The 19,832-nt window shown below is 70.8% G+C and carries 18 protein-coding genes; 7 read left to right on the forward strand and 11 right to left on the reverse strand.

Features of this window, described 5'->3' with window-relative positions; all coding sequences use genetic code 11:
• Nucleotides 1–25 precede the first annotated feature (25 nt).
• Nucleotides 26–1,237: a pyridoxal phosphate-dependent aminotransferase gene (locus ACFVWW_RS12620; RefSeq protein WP_384180985.1), complete on the reverse strand. Its 1,212-nt coding sequence runs from the start codon at nucleotides 1,235–1,237 to the stop codon at nucleotides 26–28.
• Nucleotides 1,238–1,336: 99 nt separating this feature from the next.
• Nucleotides 1,337–2,197, reverse strand: coding sequence for a helix-turn-helix domain-containing protein (locus ACFVWW_RS12625; protein ID WP_384180987.1), 861 nt, complete (start codon nucleotides 2,195–2,197; stop codon nucleotides 1,337–1,339).
• A 192-nt stretch (nucleotides 2,198–2,389) separates the two neighbouring features.
• Between ACFVWW_RS12625 and ACFVWW_RS12630 the strand changes: the two genes are divergently transcribed.
• Nucleotides 2,390–2,737, forward strand: coding sequence for a DoxX family protein (locus tag ACFVWW_RS12630; RefSeq protein ID WP_384180989.1), 348 nt, complete (start codon nucleotides 2,390–2,392; stop codon nucleotides 2,735–2,737).
• A 21-nt stretch (nucleotides 2,738–2,758) separates the two neighbouring features.
• Here the strand turns inward: ACFVWW_RS12630 and ACFVWW_RS12635 are convergent, their stop codons facing one another.
• Both ACFVWW_RS12635 and ACFVWW_RS12640 read right to left on the reverse strand, forming a co-directional pair.
• On the reverse strand, nucleotides 2,759–4,369 hold the full coding sequence (locus ACFVWW_RS12635) for an amidohydrolase family protein (RefSeq protein ID WP_386878455.1): 1,611 nt from the start codon (nucleotides 4,367–4,369) through the stop codon (nucleotides 2,759–2,761).
• 11 nt (nucleotides 4,370–4,380) lie between these two features.
• Nucleotides 4,381–5,679 carry an alanine racemase gene (locus ACFVWW_RS12640; protein WP_384336201.1) on the reverse strand — a complete coding sequence of 433 codons (1,299 nt, stop codon included), beginning with the start codon at nucleotides 5,677–5,679 and terminating at the stop codon, nucleotides 4,381–4,383.
• 202 nt (nucleotides 5,680–5,881) lie between these two features.
• Here ACFVWW_RS12640 and ACFVWW_RS12645 point away from each other — a divergent pair, with 202 nt between their 5' ends.
• The 3 genes from ACFVWW_RS12645 to ACFVWW_RS12655 are packed head-to-tail and all read left to right on the forward strand — an operon-like array spanning nucleotide 5,882 to nucleotide 8,117.
• Nucleotides 5,882–6,943, forward strand: coding sequence for a sugar kinase (locus tag ACFVWW_RS12645; RefSeq protein ID WP_386878505.1), 1,062 nt, complete (start codon nucleotides 5,882–5,884; stop codon nucleotides 6,941–6,943).
• Nucleotides 6,940–7,701, forward strand: coding sequence for an IclR family transcriptional regulator (locus tag ACFVWW_RS12650; protein ID WP_384180995.1), 762 nt, complete (start codon nucleotides 6,940–6,942; stop codon nucleotides 7,699–7,701). The genes ACFVWW_RS12645 and ACFVWW_RS12650 overlap by 4 nt, the downstream gene beginning before the upstream one ends.
• Nucleotides 7,698–8,117, forward strand: a complete 420-nt coding sequence (locus ACFVWW_RS12655; protein WP_384180997.1) for a RidA family protein — start codon at nucleotides 7,698–7,700, stop codon at nucleotides 8,115–8,117. Before ACFVWW_RS12650 ends, ACFVWW_RS12655 begins: the two co-directional genes overlap by 4 nt.
• A 39-nt stretch (nucleotides 8,118–8,156) precedes the next feature.
• Here ACFVWW_RS12655 and ACFVWW_RS12660 read toward each other — a convergent pair whose 3' ends face one another.
• Entirely contained in the window at nucleotides 8,157–10,229 is a 2,073-nt protein-coding gene (locus ACFVWW_RS12660) for a serine/threonine-protein kinase (protein ID WP_386878454.1), read from the reverse strand.
• Nucleotides 10,230–10,486: 257 nt separating this feature from the next.
• On the opposite strand from ACFVWW_RS12660, the gene ACFVWW_RS12665 reads away from it, so the two are divergent.
• The 3 genes from ACFVWW_RS12665 (at nucleotide 10,487) to ACFVWW_RS12675 (ending at nucleotide 13,434) form a co-directional block, all read left to right on the forward strand.
• Nucleotides 10,487–11,359: a trypsin-like serine peptidase gene (locus ACFVWW_RS12665; RefSeq protein ID WP_386878453.1), complete on the forward strand. Its 873-nt coding sequence runs from the start codon at nucleotides 10,487–10,489 to the stop codon at nucleotides 11,357–11,359.
• A 145-nt stretch (nucleotides 11,360–11,504) separates the two neighbouring features.
• Nucleotides 11,505–12,008 (forward strand): hypothetical protein, encoded by a 504-nt coding sequence (locus tag ACFVWW_RS12670; protein ID WP_386878452.1) that lies wholly within the window; start codon nucleotides 11,505–11,507, stop codon nucleotides 12,006–12,008.
• Nucleotides 12,009–12,120: 112 nt separating this feature from the next.
• Complete coding sequence (locus ACFVWW_RS12675) at nucleotides 12,121–13,434, forward strand: Nramp family divalent metal transporter (protein ID WP_384181005.1); 1,314 nt, start codon at nucleotides 12,121–12,123, stop codon at nucleotides 13,432–13,434.
• A 150-nt stretch (nucleotides 13,435–13,584) separates the two neighbouring features.
• Here the strand turns inward: ACFVWW_RS12675 and ACFVWW_RS12680 are convergent, their stop codons facing one another.
• The 6 genes from ACFVWW_RS12680 to ACFVWW_RS12705 form a co-directional block, all read right to left on the reverse strand.
• Nucleotides 13,585–14,616: a chitinase gene (locus ACFVWW_RS12680; RefSeq protein ID WP_386878451.1), complete on the reverse strand. Its 1,032-nt coding sequence runs from the start codon at nucleotides 14,614–14,616 to the stop codon at nucleotides 13,585–13,587.
• A gap of 259 nt (nucleotides 14,617–14,875) precedes the next feature.
• On the reverse strand, nucleotides 14,876–16,591 hold the full coding sequence (locus ACFVWW_RS12685) for a chitinase (protein ID WP_384181009.1): 1,716 nt from the start codon (nucleotides 16,589–16,591) through the stop codon (nucleotides 14,876–14,878).
• A gap of 143 nt (nucleotides 16,592–16,734) precedes the next feature.
• Nucleotides 16,735–17,178, reverse strand: a complete 444-nt coding sequence (locus ACFVWW_RS12690) for a hypothetical protein (RefSeq protein ID WP_386878450.1) — start codon at nucleotides 17,176–17,178, stop codon at nucleotides 16,735–16,737.
• 61 nt (nucleotides 17,179–17,239) lie between these two features.
• Nucleotides 17,240–17,662, reverse strand: coding sequence for a DUF3592 domain-containing protein (locus ACFVWW_RS12695; protein WP_386878449.1), 423 nt, complete (start codon nucleotides 17,660–17,662; stop codon nucleotides 17,240–17,242).
• A 9-nt stretch (nucleotides 17,663–17,671) separates the two neighbouring features.
• Nucleotides 17,672–18,223 (reverse strand): hypothetical protein, encoded by a 552-nt coding sequence (locus ACFVWW_RS12700; RefSeq protein ID WP_386878448.1) that lies wholly within the window; start codon nucleotides 18,221–18,223, stop codon nucleotides 17,672–17,674.
• Between the two features lie 25 nt (nucleotides 18,224–18,248).
• Nucleotides 18,249–19,751, reverse strand: coding sequence for a hypothetical protein (locus ACFVWW_RS12705; RefSeq protein ID WP_384336215.1), 1,503 nt, complete (start codon nucleotides 19,749–19,751; stop codon nucleotides 18,249–18,251).
• Nucleotides 19,752–19,832: the final 81 nt, after the last annotated feature.

Below are 19,832 nucleotides of genomic sequence, written 5' to 3' on the forward strand. Positions count from 1 at the left end.
CTCGCGGGGCCGGTGCGCGGCGCCGTTACGGCTGGGAGTAGCCGTCCAGGAAGTTGCCGATCCGGGTCACCGCGTCCGCGAGATCCTGCGCGGCGGGCAGCGTCACGATCCGGAAGTGATCCGGCTCCGGCCAGTTGAACCCCGTACCGTGCACGACCATGATCTTCTCGGACCGCAGCAGGTCGAGCACCATCTGCCGGTCGTCCTTGATCTTGAAGACCTTCGGATCGAGGCGCGGGAAGAGATAGAGCGCGCCCTTGGGCTTGACGCAGGTCACGCCCGGGATCTGGGTCAGCAGGTCGTACGCGGTGTTGCGCTGTTCCAGGATCCGGCCGCCGGGCAGCACCAGATCCTTGATCGACTGCCGGCCGCCGAGCGCGGTGGCCACCGCGTGCTGCGAGGGCATGTTCGCGCACAGCCGCATATTGGCCAGGATCGTCAGACCCTCGATGTACGAGGCGGCGTGCGCCTTCGGGCCGCAGACCGCCAGCCATCCGGAGCGGAACCCGGCCACCCGGTAGTTCTTGGAGAGCCCGTTGAAGGTGAGGGTGAGCAGATCGGGCGCGACGGCGGCGGTCGGGGTGTGCGTGGCGCCGTCGTACAGGATCCGGTCGTAGATCTCGTCGGAGCAGACGACCAGGTGGTGGCGGCGGGCGATCTCGGTGAGCGCGCCGAGCATCTCGTCGCCGTACACCGCACCCGTCGGATTGTTCGGGTTGATGATCACGATCGCCTTGGTCCGATCGGTGATCTTCCGCTCGATGTCCGCGAGGTCCGGCATCCAGTCGGCCTGCTCGTCGCACCGGTAGTGCACGGCCGTACCGCCCGCGAGCGAGACGGACGCGGTCCACAGCGGATAGTCGGGGGCGGGTACGAGCACCTCGTCGCCGTCGTCGAGCAGCGCCTGCATCGACATCTGGATCAGCTCGGAGACACCGTTGCCGAGGTAGATGTCCTCGACGTCCAGCTCGATGCCCTTGGTCTGGTAGTGCTGCATCACCGCGCGCCGCGCGGACAGCAGCCCCTTCGCGTCCCCGTAGCCGTGCGCGTCCCCGAGATTGCGGAGCACGTCCTCAAGGATCTCGGGCGGGCACTCGAAGCCGAAGGCCGCGGGGTTGCCGGTGTTGAGCTTGAGGATGCGATGGCCCGCTGCTTCCAGCCGCATCGCCTCATCGAGGACCGGGCCCCGGATTTCGTAACAGACGTTGGCGAGCTTCGTCGACTGGATGACCTGCATGGCGGCCACCTTACGGGGGCGCCACCGGCGCCGCGCGGTGTCTTCCGCCACGCGGACGCCCCGCCGGACAGGACCTACGCCGACCGGGGCATCCGGAGGTCAGCCCGCCACCGCGCGCAGGGCGCCGGGGCGGCGGCCGGTGAGGGTGTCCAGGGCCGCGGAGGTCGCGTCGTCGGCGGGGAGATGGACCACCAGGTGCTGGCCGTCGGCGTCGGGGAGGGAGAGCGTCTCGTGGATCAGCCGCAGCTCGCCCGCGCCGGGGTGGGCCAGCCGCCGGCTGCCCGCGTGGGCGAGGATCACGGGCGCGGCGGTCCAGCGGTCCGTGAAGGGGGTGCCGGCGGTGAGGGTCAGCTCCTGGACGAGCACCGCGAGGTGGGAGTCGTCGGGGACGGAGTCCGTCTTGAGGCGGGCGACCAGCTCATCGGCGTCGCGGGACCAGTCCGGATGGGCGGTGCGGGCGCGCGGGTCCGTGAACAGGTACCGGACGATGTTCGGCGTGGGGGAGTCCAGCAGACCGAGGGGGCCGACGAGCTGCTCGTACCCGGTGGTGAAGGCGAGCACATCGGTCAGCCGGTTCAGCAGAACGGCGGGCGTCGGCTCCAGCCGGTCGAGCAGGGCGCGCATGGTGGGCCGCACCACCCGCGCCGGCGGCCTGCCCGCGCCCGGGCACAGCTTGAGCGTGTCGTTGGTGGCCTTGACGGCGTGCAGCAGGGCGAAGCGTTCGTCGGCGGTCAGCCGCAGGGCGTCGGCGAGCGCGGCGAGCACCTGCGGGGACGGATTGCGGTCCCTGCCCTGTTCGAGCCGGGCCAGGTACTCGACGCTGATCCCGGCGAGCGTGGCCAGCTCGGAGCGGCGCAGACCCGGGGTACGGCGCCGGCTGCCGGACGGGAGCCCGGCCTCGGCCGGCGTCACGGCCTCGCGGCGGGTGCGCAGGAAGAGGCCCAGATCGTTGTCGCTCACCGTACGCAATGTACCGGCGTGTACCGGCCCGGGGCCCGCCGGATCATAGCCCTGCCACTACTAGCCTCGGCCCGGTCTTCCTCGGCGCGGACTTCCACGGCAGGTTGGGCCGGGGCTCACCGGCGATTTCTGCCTTTCCGCCGCTCGCGGCCCCTCTCCGCTCTTCCATGTACGTCCTCCGAGGGGTCTTCCGTGTTCATCGCCTACGCCGTTGTCGGCATCCTGCTCGCCGCTGCCCTGACGTTCTCCGCACTCGCCACCTTCACCCGGCAGGAGAAGGTCGTCGGCTCGATGTCCGCGCTGGGCGTGCCGGACACGTGGTTCCCCCGGCTCGCCACGCTCAAGGCGCTGGGCGCGGTGGGCCTCCTGGCCGGGCTCTGGGTGCCCCTGATCGGAGCGGCCGCCGCGATCGGCGTGATCCTCTACTTCATCGGCGCCGCGATCACGCACCTGCGCGCCAAGGACTACGCGATAGCCCCCGTCGTGGTCCTCGCTCTGCTGGGTGCGGCGGCACTGGTCCTGCGCCTCGCCTCCGCCTGACGGGCGGTCTCCGGCCCGCGCTCAGGCGCCGCGCCGGACCGACCGCCCGGCCAGGACATCCGTACGGCGGCCGTCCTCGATCACGAAGCGGCCGTCGATCAGTACATGCGGGATTCCCGTCGGCAGGGTGCGCGGGACGTCGAAGGTCGAGCCGGCCGCGACCGTGTCCGGGTCGAAGAGGACCAGGTCGGCGCGGTAGCCCTCACGGATCAGGCCGCGGTCGGTGAGGCGCAGGCGGGCGGCCGGGCGGGAGGTCAGGTGGGCCACGCACTCCTCCAGGGTGAGAACGCCCAACTCCCGTGCGTACCGCCCCAGATACTGCGGGAAGGTGCCGTAGGCGCGCGGGTGCGGCTTGGCGCCCTGGAGGATGCCGTCGCTGCCGCCCGTGTGGACGCGGTGGCGCATGATCTGCCGGACGTTCTCCTCGTGGCCGACATGCTGGAGGATCGTCGAGCCGAGCGCGTCGTCGATCAGCAGCCTGCGCGCGGTCACCCACGGAGCCTCACCGCGCCGCCGCGCCGATTCGGCCACCGTCCTGCCGATATGGTCCGCGAGGCCCGGGGCGGTCACCCCCGAGATCTCGATGGTGTCCCACTCGATGGGCACGCCGTGGCAGCCGTCCGCGCCGATGACCTCCATGTGGTGGCGGATCTTCTCGGCGGCGCTCTCGTCGCGGAGCCGCTCCAGGATCGCGTCGGGGCCGCCCTCGCTCGCCCAGCTGGGCAGCATCGCGACCAGCGTGGTGCAGCCCGGGGTGTACGGATAGGTGTCGAGGGAGATGTCCGCGCCCGCGTCCAGCGCCGTGTCGAGCAGCGCGAGCAGCTCGGGAGCCCTGCCCTTGTTCACGCCGAAGTTCATGGTGGCGTGGGCGAGATGGAGCGCGCAGCCCGCCCGCTGAGTGAGCGTCACCATCTCCTCGTATGCCTGGAGCGCCCCGGCGCCGTACGAGCGGTGGTGCGGGCAGTAGTAGCCGTCGTAGTCCGCCACCACCCGGCACAGCTCGGTCAGTTCGGAGTCGTTCGCGTACATCCCCGGCGTGTAGGTCAGCCCTGAGGACAGACCGACCGCGCCCTGTTCCATGGACTCGGCCACCAGCCGCTTCATGTGGGCCAGTTCGGCGTCCGTCGCGGGCCTGTCGTCCCAGCCGACCGCGTACATACGGACCGTGCCCTGCGGGATCAGATAGGCCGCGTTGACCGCGATGCCCCGGCCGTCGAAGCCGTGGTCGAGCCGGTCCAGATACTCGCCGACCGTGCGCCAGTCGAAGTCGATGCCGGACCCGTCGCCGTTCCAGCCGGTGATCGCCTGCCTGACCTGGGCGAGGGTCGCGTCGTCGACGGGCGCGTACGACAGGCCGTCCTGACCGATCACTTCGAGGGTCACGCCCTGCGCGGCCTTCGCCGAGTGGTCGGGGTCGCGCAGCAGCGCCAGATCGCTGTGCGCGTGCATGTCGATGAAGCCGGGGGCGAGGGCCAGCCCGGCGGCGTCGAGGACGCGGGCGCCGCTGAGGCGCGCGCCGCCGGCTTCCCGCCGTATCCCGGAGATACGGCCCGCCGTGACGCCGACATCGGCCCGGTACGACGCCCCGCCGGTGCCGTCGACGACGCGTACGTCGCGCAGGACGAGATCCATGGCCGGCCCCCTCAGAAGAACGTACGGACGAAGTCGATGACCGTGCCGTCCGCCTCCACCAGCGGGATCAGCTGCCACTTGTCGAACGACGTACACGGATGCGAAAGCCCCATCCCGACCCAGTCGCCGACCTCGAGATCCGCCTCGGGCGTGGTGGCGAGCCAGCCGTGCTGGTCGGACAGGCGCGTCACCGTGACACCGGCGGCCGGGCGGATCTCGCCGGTCCTGCCGTCCCGTACGACCTGGGCCTCGGGCAGATCCAGGTCGTACGCCGCGTCCCGCTTGCCGGCGTTGACGAACGCCTGGGCGTCGGAGGGGCGGGAGACGACCTGCGCCCAGAGCCGGAAGGCGGGCTGGAGGGAGCCCTCCTCGGGGACGCGGTTGAAGGGGGTGAGATGCCGGTAGTGGCCGTCGTCGTGCGAGACGTACGCGCCGGAGCGCAGCAGCTTCAGTACGGGACGGGACAGGGCGGGGATCTCGGCGAAGACGTCCGCCACCGCGTCGAACCAGGCGCTGCCGCCCGCGCTGATCACGATCTCGTCCTGCGCGTCCGTGAAGCGGCCCGCCGTGTCGAAGTCGGCCGCCAGCGCGGTGAGCCGGCGCAGCCAGGCGCGGACGGTGTCGCTGTCGGCGGCCGGCACCTCGCCCTCGTAGCCGGCCACTCCGGCCAGCCGCAGGGTGGGCGCGGCGGCGACCGCGTCCGCGACGGCGGCGCACTCGGCTTCCGTACGGGCTCCGGTACGGGCGCCCTCGCCCGCGCCCAGCTCGACCACGACCTCCACCGGGCGGGCGGCGCCCGCGGCCCTGAGCGCCTCGTCCATCAGCTCGACGCCGCGCACGGAGTCGACGTAACAGAGGAAGCGGAAGCCGGGGTCACTGTCCAGCTCGGTGGCGAGCCAGCGCAGCGCCGGCGCGTCGACCAGTTCGTTGGCGAGGAAGATCCGCTGGATCCCGAACGCGCGGTAGACGCGGGCCTGGTGGGGTACGGCTGCCGTGATGCCCCAGGCGCCGTACGCCAGTTGGCGGGCGAAGAGCTGCGGCGACATGGAGGTCTTGCCGTGCGGGGCGAAGGCGAGGCCGTGGCGCTCGGAATAGGTCTCCAGCAGGGCGAGATTGTGCTCGACCGACTCGGCGGACAGGGCGAGGACGGGGGTGGTGAAGCCGCCGGTGAAGAGGGAACGGCGCTCGGCGGCGAGCGCGCCGACCGTCAGGCCCTCGGCGTCCGGCGGGAGCGCCTTGAAGCGGTGATCGACGGTCTCGTCGGTCAGCCGCCGGTCGCGTCGCTCGTCCGTCCGTCGGTCCGCGGCCATGGGAGCCTCCCCTAGTCAGTGGCGTTGCAGCATTTGCAACGCCCATTGCGCATATCGCTCACCGCTGTCTAACATCCGAGCCGACACCGGGTCAATGGTGACCCTTTCCCCGATCGGCCGAGCGGCGAGGAGCCCCAGAGTGACCGGAACCGTAGACGTGGACGCCCACCCGCGCGTGGATGTCGTCTGCCTCGGTGAGTCCATGGTCACCTTCCTGCCCTCACGGCCCGGCCGCCTCGCCGACGTCCCCTCCTTCGCCCGTACGATCGGCGGCGCCGAATCCAATGTCGCCTGCGCGCTGGCGGCCGCCGGGCACACGGTGAAGTGGGTCAGCCGGGTCGGGGCCGACGGCTTCGGTGATCACCTGGTCGACGCGGTCGCCGCGTACGGCGTCGATACGTCGGGCGTCCGGCGGGATCCGGACCGGCCGACCGGTATCTATTTCCGTACGGCGACGGACCGCGCCACCGACGCCCATGAGGTCGCCTACTACCGGGCGGGCTCCGCCGCCTCCGCCATGTCCCCCGGGAACATGCCGAACGAGGACCTGTGGTCGGGGCGCGTCCTGCATGTGTCGGGCATCACCGCCGCGCTCTCGGACGACTGCCTCGCCCTGATGCGCGAGCTGACCCGACGCGGACCCGGCCGCCCGCCGGTCTCCTTCGACGTCAACCACCGCCCGGGGCTGTGGCGGGACGGGTCGGGCGCCGGCGTCCTGCTGGAGCTGGCCCGCGGCGCCGACCTGGTCTTCGTCGGCGAGGACGAGGCGGCGGAGGCCTGGGACCTGCACGGCGCGGACGCGATCCGCGCGGCGCTGCCCGAGCCGGAGACGCTCGTGGTCAAGCGCGGCAGCGCGGGCGCGACGCTGTACACGCGGGAGGCTCCGGCGGCGACGGACCGCGACCCCGTCAGCTCCGTGCCCGCGCCGCACGCCGCCACCGTCCCGTCCGTGCCCGCGCTCCGCATCGACACCGTCACGTCCGTGCCCGCGCTGCGCGTGGACGTCGTGGCACCCGTCGGCGCCGGCGACGCCTTCGCCGCCGGCTTCCTCTCCGCGACCCTGCGCGGCCTGCCCGCCGCCGCCCGGCTGCGGCACGGCCACCTGATGGCCGCCGCCGCCCTCACCGTCCCCGGTGACCTCGCAGCGCCGCCCTCCCGCGCCCACGCCGACCGCCTCGCGGACCTCGACGCCGACGCCTGGGGGACACTTCGTCTCGGCCCCGGCTGGACGGCGGCCACGGAGCAGGAGGTACGTACCCCATGAGCCAGACAGTCGACCGGGCGCTGAGCATCCTGCCGCTGCTCGCCCGGGGCCCCGCCGACCTCGGGCAGGTCGCCGACCGGCTCGGCGTCCACAAGTCCACCGCGCTCCGGCTGCTCCGTACGCTCCATGAGCACGGGCTCGTCTACCGCCAGCAGGACCATCGCTACCGCCTCGGCGCGCGACTGTTCGCGCTCGCCCAGGAGGCCGTCGAGAACCTCGACGTACGCGAGATCGCCCACCCCCATCTCGTGGCCCTCAACGGGCAGTGCGGCCACACCGTCCATCTCGCGGTGTACGAGGAGCACGAAGTCCTCTACATCGACAAGGTCGAGAGCCGCTACCCGGTCCGGATGTACTCCCGGATCGGCAAGCCGGTCGCGATCACCGTCGCCGCCGTCGCCAAGCTGCTGCTCGCCGACCTCCCCGAGGCCGAGCGCCGCGCCCTCGCCGAGCGGCTCGACTTCCCCCTGTACACGCCCCGTTCGATCCCGAACGCCGCCGCCTTCCTCACGGAGCTGGCGACCGTACGCGAACAGGGCTGGGCCGCCGATCTCGGCGGCCACGAGGAGTCCATCAACTGCGTCGCGGCCCCCATCCGCGGTGCGCAAGGACGGGTCGTCGCCGCCATGTCGGTCTCCGCGCCGAATGTCGTCGTCACCGCCGAGGAACTCCTCACCCTGCTCCCGCTGGTGCGCCGCACCGCCGACGCGATCAGCGGGGAGTACTCCGGAACCACCCACCCCAAGGAAGCTTCATGAGCGACAAGACCCCCAAGACCGCGCTGACCCCGGCCACGCACACCGCCCCGCCCGCGAAGTTCTCGCACGGCGTCCGCAAGGGCAACATCCTCCAGGTCGCCGGCCAGGTCGGCTTCCTCCCGGCCGTCGAGGGCCAGGCGCCCACCCCGGCGGGCCCGACCCTGCGTGAGCAGACCCTCCAGACCCTGGCCAACGTCAAGGCGATCCTCGAAGAGGGCGGCGCGAGCTGGGACGACGTCATGATGGTGCGCGTCTACCTCACCGACGTCGACCACTTCGCCGAGATGAACGCGATCTACAACACGTACTTCGAGGAGCAGGCGCTGAAGGAAGCGCCCTCCGCGCGTACGACGGTCTATGTCGGCCTGCCCAAGGGGCTGTTGATCGAGATCGACGCGCTGGCCGTCCTCGGCTGACCCCTCTCTCAGGGAACCCGCGGCGCTGAGTCTGATCATTTAGTCGACGATCTTCGAGCAGACGTAGCCTTCGCCCCCGTCGACCTCGTACCAGGAGTAGCGGGTGGTGTCGTTCTGGTACCGGCGGCAGGAGACATCGCTCTCGTCCGACGGCATCGCGTGGTAGCCCGTGATCTGCATGACGTACGAATATCCCTCGGGGACGGTGTCGGCGCCGCAGCTCCATACGGTCCGGAGATTGCCGTCGCCGGCCCCGTCGCTGTCGGCCTTGGCGATGAAGCACTGGCCGACCTCGTACCGGCGGGTGAGGCAGAGCGTGGTGACGACGCTGTCGTCGCCCACGTTGCTCCACATCTCCTCGTCGGCGTCCGTATCGCACTCCCAGTCGGAGTCCGAAGTGGCGAACGCGACGCGGTTGTAGGCGTCGGCGGCGTCGCAGTCGACGCGTTCCGGTGCGGGGTCGTTCCAGCCCAGGCGTCCGTCGTCGTGCGAGCTGAGACAGTCTCCGGTGTCCACGGCCAGGAAGGCGAGGTCCGTCTCGTTCGGGGTGGGTGCGGCCGGTGTGGGGGCGGGATCGGTGTAGGAGCTGTAGGAGGAACCCCCGCTGCTCGACGAGCCGCTGGTGGAGTCGTCGGCGTCCCAGGGCTGCCAGATGAACATGAGGACGGCCACGCCGACGAGGAGCCAACCCCAGCCCGAGGACGACTTCTCGGCGGTGGCCGCGGGCGTCGTCGGGCGGGGGTTGGCGGAGGCGGTCCGCCTGGTGGAAGAACCGGCGGTCTGCCCTGCGGAAGAACCGGCGGTCCGACCGGCGGAGGCACCGGCGGACGAACCGCTGGAAGAACCGGCAGCGGCGCGTGGTCCGGCGGCGGGACCGGGCCGCGCCTGCCCCTCCCGCTCGGCCCGTTTCCGCGCGGCGCTTTCCTGTTCGGCCCGCGCCTCGGCCCGCTCGCGGGCACGCCGCTCCCGCTCGGCCCGCCGCTCGGCGCGTTCCCGTTCCGCCCGGTCGTGCTCGCGGGCGGCCCGCTCCTGCTCCCGGGCGGCGCGCTCCTTCTCCTGTCGCTGTTTCTCTTCCTCTTCTTCCTGTCCGGCGGCGCGGGTGTACTGCCGGGTCGGTCCGGGGCCCCGTACCCCGCGCGTACGGTCGTCCGCGGCCGGGTCGTCCGCGTGCGCGCCCTCCGCGCCGGCGCCCGGCTCCGGGCCCTCCCGCAGCGTCCGCCCCTGCCGGTCGTACTCCTCGATCAGCGCCGTCCAGCGCGGTGGCAGCCATCTGCTGCCGCTCTCCGACACCGGAAGACCGACGAGGCCCGATTTGAACTGGGCCAGTACGTCCGCGGGTTGGGGCCTGCCGGCCGGGTCCGCCGCCAGGCAGGAGCGGATCAGCTGGTTCAGCTCGCGCGGCAGCCCGCTCAGGTCCAGCTCGCTCCGCGACACCCGGGCCAGCAGCCCCAGGGTGTCGCCGTCCGGGGCGTACGGCGGCCGGCCGACCGCCAGATGGAAGAGGGTCGCGCCCAGCGAGTAGATGTCGGAGGCAGCCGTGGACGGCTCGCCCCTGGCCTGCTCGGGGGAGGTGAAGGCGATGGTGCCGAGGGTGAGGCTGGTGCGGGTGAGGTCGCTGGCGTGCGAGATCCCGAAGTCGATGACGCGCGGGCCGTTCAGCGGGAGCAGTACGTTCGGCGGCTTGATGTCACGGTGGACGATGCCCTGGCCGTGCAGGGCGACCAGCGCGGCCGCCACCCCCGCGCCCACCCACCGCACCGCCGAGGCGGGCGGGTGACCGGCCGTCCGCACCAGTTCGTCGAGGGACGGCGCGGCGATGTATTCGATCGCCATCCACGGGCGGGCCGCTTCGGCGTCGGCGTCCAGCACCCGCGCCGTATAGCCGCTGTCCACCCGCTGGGCCAGCGCCACTTCGCGGGCGAACCGCCTGCGGTCGGTGTCACTGACGAGCCCTTCGGCGAGCAGGGTCTTGACCGCCACCAGCCGCCGGTCGGCGGAGCGCGCCAGATAGATCCGGCCCATTCCGCCCGAACCGAGCCTGCCGATGATCCGGTACGACCCCAGGGTCGCCGGATCGTCCTCGCCCAGCCGCATGATCTTTACCCCGGACATGCCCCAGCTCCCCCCGCCGTGCCCCTGCCCCCCGCTGCCCCGACGTGTCTCCCGACGTCGCGCCGCGGTCCCCTGGTGCCCTGAGCTTCCCACGGTCCCGCCGTGTTCGCCGCGCGATGGATAACACGCTCGGCGCCGCCGCCCCGTTCCCGCCGCGGATCCGGAATTCACGAGGCATGGTTGCCCGCTGCCCCGCATGCGTCAACAATGCGCATGACAAAAACGAAGGTACTTCGTTCACAGAGGGGATCCCCCACATGAAGAAGCCTCTCCTTGGTGCGCTTCTCGCCGTCCTGCTCCTCGGAGCGGGGGCGGCGCCCGCGGTGGCGACCAGTCACGACGCGGGCGCGCCGGCGCTCACCACCACGGCCGAGAGAGCCCCCCAAGTCAAGGTCAAGGCGGTCGACTTCGCCGGGACGGTGGCGCTCAGCAACTGTTCCGGCTCTGTCGTCCGTACCCCGGCGTCGCAGCCGAGCGACCCCGCGCTGGTCCTCTCCAACGGCCACTGCCTGGAGAGCGGCTTCCCCGCGGCCGGCGAGGTCATCGTCAACAAGCCGTCCTCCCGCACCTTCACCCTGCTGAACTCGGCGGGCACCGGCGTCGGAACCCTGCGCGCGAGCAAGGTCGCGTACGGGACGATGACCGACACCGACGTCTCGCTCTACCAGCTCACCACCACCTACGCCCAGATCCAGAGCACGTACGGGATAGCGGCGCTGGAGCTCAACGCCGCCCGCCCGGTGCAGGGCACCGCCATCAAGGTGGTCTCCGGCTACTGGAAGCGCATCTACAGCTGCAACATCGACGGTTTCGCCTACCAGTTGAAGGAGGGCGCGTGGACCTGGAAGGACTCGGTGCGCTACACCTCCTCCTGCAACACGATCGGCGGGACCTCGGGCTCGCCGGTGATCGACAACGCCACCGGCAAGGTCGTCGCCGTCAACAACACCGGTAACGAGAGCGGCGGGCGCTGCACGGACAACAACCCGTGCGAGGTCGACCAGAACGGCAATGTCACCGTGCGCCAGGGCATCAACTACGCCCAGGAGACCTACGGGATCGTGGCGTGCGTCGCCGCGGGCAACCAGATCGACCTGTCCCGCGCGGGCTGCACCCTGCCCAAGCCGTAACGGCCAGCAACCCGGACAGCGGCGCCGCCGGGAAGGCGGCGGCGCCGCGCGGTCATGGCACAGGCCGGTCACGGGGGTGGGCCTCGTCCATACTGGTCGGCGAAAGCGCCGACAGGGCGGCGAGCGAGGGCCGGGGAGGCCGCACATGGTGCACATGGACCGGAACAGCGGACGGGACAGCGACATACCGGCCCCGCCCCCTCAGCCGGGCTTCGGCCCGCCGCCCGCGGCCTACGCGCCGCAGCAGCCGCATCCCGCGTATGCCGCCCCGCAGCCTCACCCCGCGTACGCCGCCCCGCAGCAGCAGTCCTATCCGGGGTACGGCCCGCCGCAACCGCAGTACGGCGCCCCGCAGCCGCCCGCCGGGCCCGACTTCCTCGCGACCGACCGCCGCAACGCCGTGGTGGTCGACGCCGCCGGTGTGTCCTTCGAGGCCAACGGCGCGACCGCCGAATTCGCCTGGCATCAGATCCGTACCGTCCACCACAAGGCGGGCAACCACGGCTATGCCCTCATGGTGGCCGTGGTGCTTCCCGACGGCAGGTTCTACGAGTGCGTGGTGAACGCCCGTAGCCGGTCGAAGCTTCAGCAGTGGCTGGCGCAGCTCGGCCCCGTCCTCGCCATGTATCTCGCGCGCAGCGGACGGTAGCCACCCCGGCCCCGCCACCGAACCCTCACCGACGGCCCTCTTGCGCGATCACTGACACCGGGATTTGGTGACGTGAGTCACGTACGGGGACGAGCGGGAGGCGAAGAAACGCATGGCAGGAACTACGGACACCGGCATGGACGAGGCCGTCTCCCGTCCACGCAAGTCGAGTTGGACCTATATCGGCCCCGGCATCGTCGTCGCGGCGACCGGCGTCGGCGCGGGCGATCTGGTCGCGACGCTCATCGCGGGCAGCAAGTTCGGCTACACCCTGATGTGGGCCGCGGTCATCGGCTGTGTCGTCAAGATCTCTCTCGCCGAGGCGGCGGGCCGCTGGCATCTCGCCACCGGACGCACCCTCTTCGAGGGCTGGCGCAGCCTCGGCCGGTGGACCACCGGGTACTTCGCGGTGTACGTCCTCGTCTGGGGCTTCGTCTACGGCGCCACGGCCATGTCCTCCAGCGCCCTGCCGATCGTCGCGCTGTTCCCGGACGGCCCCGGCCTCAAGACCTGGGCGGTCATCACCGGTCTCATCGGCCTGGTCTTCGTCTGGTTCAACCAGTACGCCGTCTTCGAGAAGGTCATGACGGTCCTGATCGGCGTGATGTTCGTGGTGGTCGTGTATGTCGCGATCCGGGTCGCCCCTGACCTCGGCGCCGCCTTCGCGGGGCTCGCCCCGGTCCTGCCGGACGGCTCACTGCTCTACACGCTCGGTCTGATCGGCGGCGTGGGTGGCACGATCACCATGGCGGCGTACGGATACTGGGTCAACGCCAAGGGCTGGACCAACTCCGGCTGGATGAAGGTGATGCGCCTGGACAACCGGGTCGCGTACATCACCACCGGCCTCTTCGTCGTCGCCATGCTGATCATCGGCGCCGAGCTGCTGCACAGCTCTCATGTCGCCCTCACCACCGGCGACCGCGGCCTGATCGACCTCGGCACCATCCTGGAGGACCGCTTCGGCCCGGCCACCGCGAAGCTCTTCCTCGTCGGCTTCTTCGCCACGTCCTTCTCGTCGCTGATCGGCGTCTGGCACGGCGTGAGCCTGATGTTCGCGGACTTCGTGGAGCAGATCCGCAAGGAGCGCGTGGGGCTGGCGGCGGACGAGGGCACGGGGGCGGCGAAGGAGGTCGCGGCCGGCGAGCGGGAGCGCTCGGTGCCGTTCCGCGCGTATCTGCTCTGGCTGACCTTCCCCCCGATCTCGCTGCTCTTCCTCGACCAGCCCTTCGGTCTGGTCGTGGTCTACGGCGTGCTGGGGGCCTTCTTCATGCCGTTCCTGGCGCTCACCCTGGTCTGGCTGCTCAACTCCTCCCGTACGCCCGCCGAATGGCGCAACGGCATCCTGAGCAATGTGATGCTCACGGCGGCGGGACTGCTGTTCGTGGTGCTGTGTGTCCAGCAGGTACGGGACATCCCCTGGTAGAGGAAGAAGCTGGGGCAGACACACGGCAGCGCCGTCGGGTGGGGTTTCGACGGCGCTGCCGGCCCTGTGGGGGGCTTGTTCGACCGGCCGCTGTCCTGGCCGGTCGGGTCTGGTGCGTTCGTGCGGTGCGGTTGCTGCAGTGCGGGTTGGCTACGGAAGGCCGTGGACGTGCGCGCCCACGGCGTCGGACCAGGCGTTGCCCGCGGCCGCGTCCCAGTTGGTCGACCAGGTCATCGCGCCCCGCAGGCCCGGGTAGGTCTTGGCGGGCTTGAAGGAACCGCAGTTCGTGCCCCGCGTCAGACAGTCCAGGGCGTTGTTCACGACCGAGGGCGCCACATAACCGCTGCCCGCGCCGCTCGGCGAGGCCGGTACCCCGATGCCGACCTGCGACGGGTCGAGGCCGCCCTCCAGCTGGATACAGGCGAGCGCGGTGAGGAAGTCGACCGAGCCCTGCGAGTAGACCTGACCGTCACAGCCGAGCATCGAACCGCTGTTGTAGTACTGCATGTTGACGACGGTGAGGATGTCCTTGACGTTCAGCGCGGTCTTGAAGTACTCACCGGCCGTCGACTGCATGTCGATGGTCTGCGGCGCCATGGTGAGGACGAATCCCGGGCCCGCCTTTGACGCGAGCGACTCCAGCGCCTGCGTCAAATAGGTGGAGTTGAGGCCGTTCTCCAGGTCGATGTCGACGCCGTCGAAGCCGTACTCCTGCATCAGCGCGTACACCGAGTCGGCGAAGGCGGCGGCGGAGGCGGAGTCATTGATGGAGACTGTGCCCTTCTCGCCGCCGATGGAGATGATCACGGACTTGCCGGCGGCCTGCTTGGCGGCCACGTCGGACTTGAACTGGTCGACGCTGTAACCGCCGAGGCCGGCCGAGTCGAGAGCGAAGGTGACCTGGCCCGGTGTGCCGGTGGCGTCGGCGAAGGCGACCGCGATGATGTCGTACTGGTCCTGGACCTCGCCGAGCGTCTGGACGGTCGCGCCGTTGTTGAAGTTCTGCCAGTAGCCGGTGACGGCGTGAGCGGGTACGGCGGCGGGCGCGGCGGCCGCTGTGGGGGCGGGCCCGGTCACCGTGCCGGCCGCCTGGGCGGCGGGTATCGCGAGTCCGGCGGCGGTGAAGACGGCCGCGACGGCCAGAGCGGCTTTCAGCCTGCGGGGACGTACGTTCCTCTGCACTGCATGGCCTCCGTGGGGGGAGTGTGCACGCCGCACCGCGCAGTGACGCACTGCGTGGACGCACGGCGTGTGAGGGGGTTTCGGGACGGTGGCCACCGTTGGTCCTCCAAACTGGTCCAGACCATTGTTCTTGTCAAGGGCCCGCACGGGATCCCGGTGGATCCGCTCCCGTGACGGCCTGTCCGCCCCACCAGCGGTGCGTCGGGTTCCGCGGCAGCGCCGCCGGGGGAGCGGCGGCGCTGCCGGTATGAGGTGCCTGTTACGGCAGGCCGTGGACGTGCGGTCCGACGGCGTTGGACCAGGCGTTGCCCGCCGTCGCGTCCCAGTTGGTCGACCAGGTCATCGCGCCACGGATACCGGGGTAGGTCTTGGAGGGCTTGAAAGAACCGCAGTTGGTGCCCCTGGCGAGGCAGTCCAGCGCGTTGTTCACGACCGAGGGCGCCACATAACCGCTGCCCGCGCCCCGCGTGGAGGCGGGCACTCCGAGGCCGACCTGCGAGGGGGCGAGGCCGCCTTCGAGCTGGATGCAGGCGAGCGCGGTGAGGAAGTCGACGGAGCCCTGCGAGTAGACCTTGCCGTCACAGCCGAGCATCGAACCGCTGTTGTAGTACTGCATGTTGACGACGGTGAGGATGTCCTTGACGTTCAGCGCGGTCTTGAAGTACTCGCCGCCCGTCGACTGCATGTCGATGGTCTGCGGGGCCATCGTCAGCACCAGTCCCGCGCCGGCCTTGGCGGACAGCTGGCGCAGGGCCTTCGTCATGTACGTGGAGTTGAGGCCGTTCTCCAGGTCGATGTCGACACCGCTGAAGCCGTACTCCTGCATCAGCGCGTAGGCGCTGTTGGCGAAGGCGGTCGCGGAGGCGTCACTGTTGACCGCGACGCTGCCCTTCTCGCCGCCGACCGAGAGGATCACGGACTTGCCCGCGGTCTTCTTCGCGGCGATGTCCGCTTTGAAGTCGGCGACGGAACCGTAACCGACGGCCGGGTCGAGATTGAAGGTGAGCTGGCCGGGCGTGGCCGTCGCGTCGGCGAAGGACACGGCGATGATGTCGTACTGCGACTGGACGTCACGGAGCTTCTGGACGGCCGCGCCGTTGTTGAAGTTCTGCCAGTAGCCGGTCAGCGCGTGCTTCGGCACCGCGGGGTTGCCCGGGTTCCCGCCGCCGCTCTCGGCGGTCTTACCGGTCACCGCCGAGGACTTCGCGGACTCGCCGGCCGCGTTGGTGGCGCTCACCTGGAACTGGTACGAGGTGTTGGCCGCCAGCCCGGTCACGGTCGTGGAGGCGCCGCTCGCCGACTGGATCTTCGCGCCGCCCTGGTAGACGTTGTACCCGGTCGCCCCGGACACCGCGCTCCAGTTGAGCGTGACGGACGAGGAGGTCACGGACCCGACCGCGAGCCCGGCGGGCGTGCCGGGCACCTGGGGCTGCGGGTCGCCGCCGCCACCGCCGTCGGGGCCGAACACGGACACGTCATCGGCGTAGTACGCGCTCTGCCCGTACCACCCGTGCGTGTAGACGGTCACCGACCTGGTCGAGGCGCCGGTCCTGAAGCTGGTCGTGAGCTGCTTCCACCCGGAGCTGTCCGGCGTCCAGGCCGACACATCGGTCGTCCCGGTTCCTTCGGCCCCGAGATACGCGTACCCGCCCTGCACCCAGGCGCTCAGCGTGTACGTCGAGTTCGGCTGCACGGCCACGGCCTGTGTGCACTTGGCGTTGTCCTGCCCGGCGGGCGTGGCCCGCAGCGCGGCGGCTCCGCCGTGCACGGGCGAGCCGACCGTGGCGCCGCTGCCGGCGGAACAGGTCCAGCTGCCGAGCCCGGACTCGAAGCCCGCGTTCTTGGCCACGTTGATATCGGCGGCCTGCGCGGTCCCGACCAGCCCGGTCAGACTCAGCGCACCGGCGGCCACCACAGCCACCGCTCCGCCGATCCAGGTCCTTATGCGTCTTCTACCGCCTGGTGCACGTTCCACTTGCTGCCTCCGCTGGGGTTTCGGGGAAGGAGGTACTCGAGAGGGGGAACGGTGGCCACCGTCGGGCGTAAAACTGGTCCAGACCAATCGAGTTGTCAAGACCTGTGGCACAAGGCCGTATACGAGAAGGCGTCGCCGCCGCCTCACTCCTCCTGGAGCCGGTCCGCCGCGTAGCCCGCCACACAGCCCACTACCAGTACCGCGTTCGACATCAGCAGGCCCTCCGCCGCGAGGCCGTCCCACTGGAGCGACATGTTGAGGGCCTGGGCCGCCACCGGGACGGCGAAGGCCGCCGCCAGGTGCTGGAGCGGGGCGTCACGGAAGGGATCGCGGTGCAGGCGGCCGGCGGCCCAGGCCGCGAGCGCGATGCACACGGCGTTCGGGAGATGGATCAGCAGCAGCCGGCCGAGGAACGTCTCCAACCTGTCGTCCGAGGCCAGATAGTCGTAGACCAGCGTGGCCTGGAGATACTCCGTGAAGAGCAGGACGACGATGCCGGCCGCCCAGGCGCGCACGAGCGCGAACACCGCCGCCCCACGCCCCTCGTCCCGCTGGGCGGGCGCCCCCGGGTAGTCGTACCGCGTCATTGCCCCTGTCCTCCGATCAGATCGTTGTGTGTCAGGCCGGCGCGCGTCGCGTCGGCGCGCATCAGATCACCGTGAACGCGAACACCGCTGCGAAGCCGGCGGCCGCCAGCCCGCAGCCCGTCACCAGCAGCGCGTACTGCAGCACCGGTGACCAGCTGCCGCGGCCCGCGACCGTCGCCGTACGTTCGGGGTCGGCCGGGTCGTACGCCACCGTGACCTCGGAACCCACCCGTACCGAGCGGGTGGCCAGGTCCTCGAACTCGATCCTGCGTCCGTCCTGGGCGCTGAAGGTGAACACATGGCGCTGGGCGTCGGAGCGGTTGAACGGCTCGGTCTCGATCCGTACGCACACACCGGGCGCCCGGCCGCCCGCCCGCAGCGCCCGCGCCACCGCGGCCAGCCGGCGGGCGTAGTGGACCGCCAGCCAGCCGAACAGCAGGACCATGCCGACGAAGAAGACGTAGTCACCACCGGGAATCTCCATCGCGGCCGCCTACCTCACCGTGATCGAGTCGATGATCTTCTTCAGGTCGCCGTCGCTGAGCTTCCCCTTGGCCGCGTCGACCCGTACCGCGTACGCCTTCTCCGCGGAGTCGAGCCCAGCGATGATCACGCCCTTGATCCGGGAGCCCTTCTCGGTGAACTCGAAGTCGATGCGCCGGGCCTCCTCCGTGCCGTCGGGGCCTGCGACCTGGATGTCCCGCTGCTCCTGGAGCGTCGAGCCGAGAGCGATCCCCGCCTCGGCGCCGATCGCCGCCTCCTCCACCGAGTCGGCGTTGGTGAAATCGAGCTGGACCGTGATCATTCCGACGTCCTTGCCGCCCTCGGAGAGGGTCGCGGCCGCCGCGTTGTACTTACTGCGCCCGTCCGCGCTCTGCGGTGTGAAGGCCGGCGGGTGCGCGACCGTGACCGCCGAGGTCTTCAGCGTGCCCCAGCCCTCGGGCACCGTGCCGCCCGCGGAGTCCGCACCGCAGCCGGCCGTCAGCACGACGGCTGCGGAGGCGGCGGCCGAGGCCAGCCATCCGGTCATCTTCTTGCTGCTCATGGCGTGTGTGCTCCTGTCGCCCGGGTCAGTTCGCACAGTAGCTGTACGGAACGTAGCTGCGGCTGTCCCCGTGGGGGGCGCCCAGGAACTGCGCCTTGTCGAGGGTCTCTTCCTTCTTCTCCGTGGAGACCGAGAAGCCGAGGCTCAGTCCCAGGTTCAGCTCGAAGCCGTACTCCGCCGCGTCCGTCGCACCGGCGTAGTTCGTCCGGCTCGACAGGCCCTCGTCGAAGAGCAGCTGCCCGAACGGGTCGTCCGCGCCGGGCCGCTTCGTCGGCGCGTGGTCGTCGAACATGTAGGTGAAGGGCGCGGCGTTGTCGCCGCTGCCGTCCAGCCACTCCTGGGCGGTCCTGCGCTGCTGGTCGCCCGCCGCGCCTGGCGGGATGACCACGGAGTTGGTGACGACCTCGATGCCGGTGGACTGGTCGCCGCCCTTCACCCCGCCGCTGCCGCCGCGCTTGTCGTCGCCGCTCTTGCCGTTGTCGCCGCCGACCTTGACGCCGTCCTTCGTGGCGCCGGTCTCGACCGTACGGGTCATGTCGATACGCAGCAGCTCGCCGGTCTTCTTGTCGTGGGTGACCGTGATCGTGCCGGTCCGGGTGGTGGACGCGGACGACTCGCCGCTGAGGGGCCCGGCCTCGTAGCCGACCTTCGAGCCGTACTCGATGGCCGCGCTGTACGTGTACGCCTTGGTGCCCTTGAAGTCGTTGTCGGTCCAGGTCGCCTCGGGCGAGAACTTGAAGTTGCCGCCGAGCGTGGCGCTCAGCTTCTTCTCGTCGCCCGCCGACAGCTTGAGCCCGCCGGCCGCGCTGGCCTCAAGGCCGACCTTGCCGTAGCTGATGTGGCGGTTGCCGAGCTTGTCCTCGATGCGGTCCCGCAGCTTCTCCTCCTCGGCCATCGGGCCCTTGCCGAAGAGGTAGAGGATGCCGTTGCCGAGCCCGCCGCCCCGGGAGTTGGCGTGCCGGTTGGCCAGCTCGTACGTCTTCAGGTCCTCGATGTCGTCACGGAAGGACGCGGCCTCCTCCTCGCTGTCGAAGACCCAGGTGTCGCCGTTGGTGACCTTGATCCCGGCGCCGAGTTCGACCTTGTCGGCGCCGAACTTGCCTATCTTCGCGCCCGGTTTCCAGTCCTTCTTGGCGGCGACGGAAGCGGCGTCGGTGAAGGTCATCGTGACCTGCTGGTCGTTCTCGTCGACCTTGCCGTCCTTGTTGACGTCGGTCTTCGCCCTGAAGGTCTGCTGCTGGAAGCCGTATTCCTCGCCCCACTCGATGAAGAGGACCTTCGCCTTGGCGCCGGCCTTGTCGCTGATCGAGGAGATCTGGCAGAGGGGCGGCTCGAAGTCGGCGTCGGTTCTGGGGGCGGCCTCGTTCCCGGTCCCGCCGGAGCCGCAGCGGCCGCCGTCGATCACGCAGCGGATCTTCTGGCCGAGCGCATCACCGATGCCCGTCGTGCCCACCGCTCCGATGATCGCGACGACGACCACCACCATGCCGATGTACTCGGTGGCTGTGGTGCCCCGGTCCCGTCTCATCTGCTGTCCCCCTTGATGACCGCGTGCCTCTCGCACGCTCGATCGGAAGGGAGCGTACGGACAGGGCGGCCTCCCTCGCGT

This window comes from Streptomyces sp. NPDC058198 (assembly GCF_042882605.1).
Classification (GTDB): Bacteria; Actinomycetota; Actinomycetes; order Streptomycetales; family Streptomycetaceae; genus Streptomyces.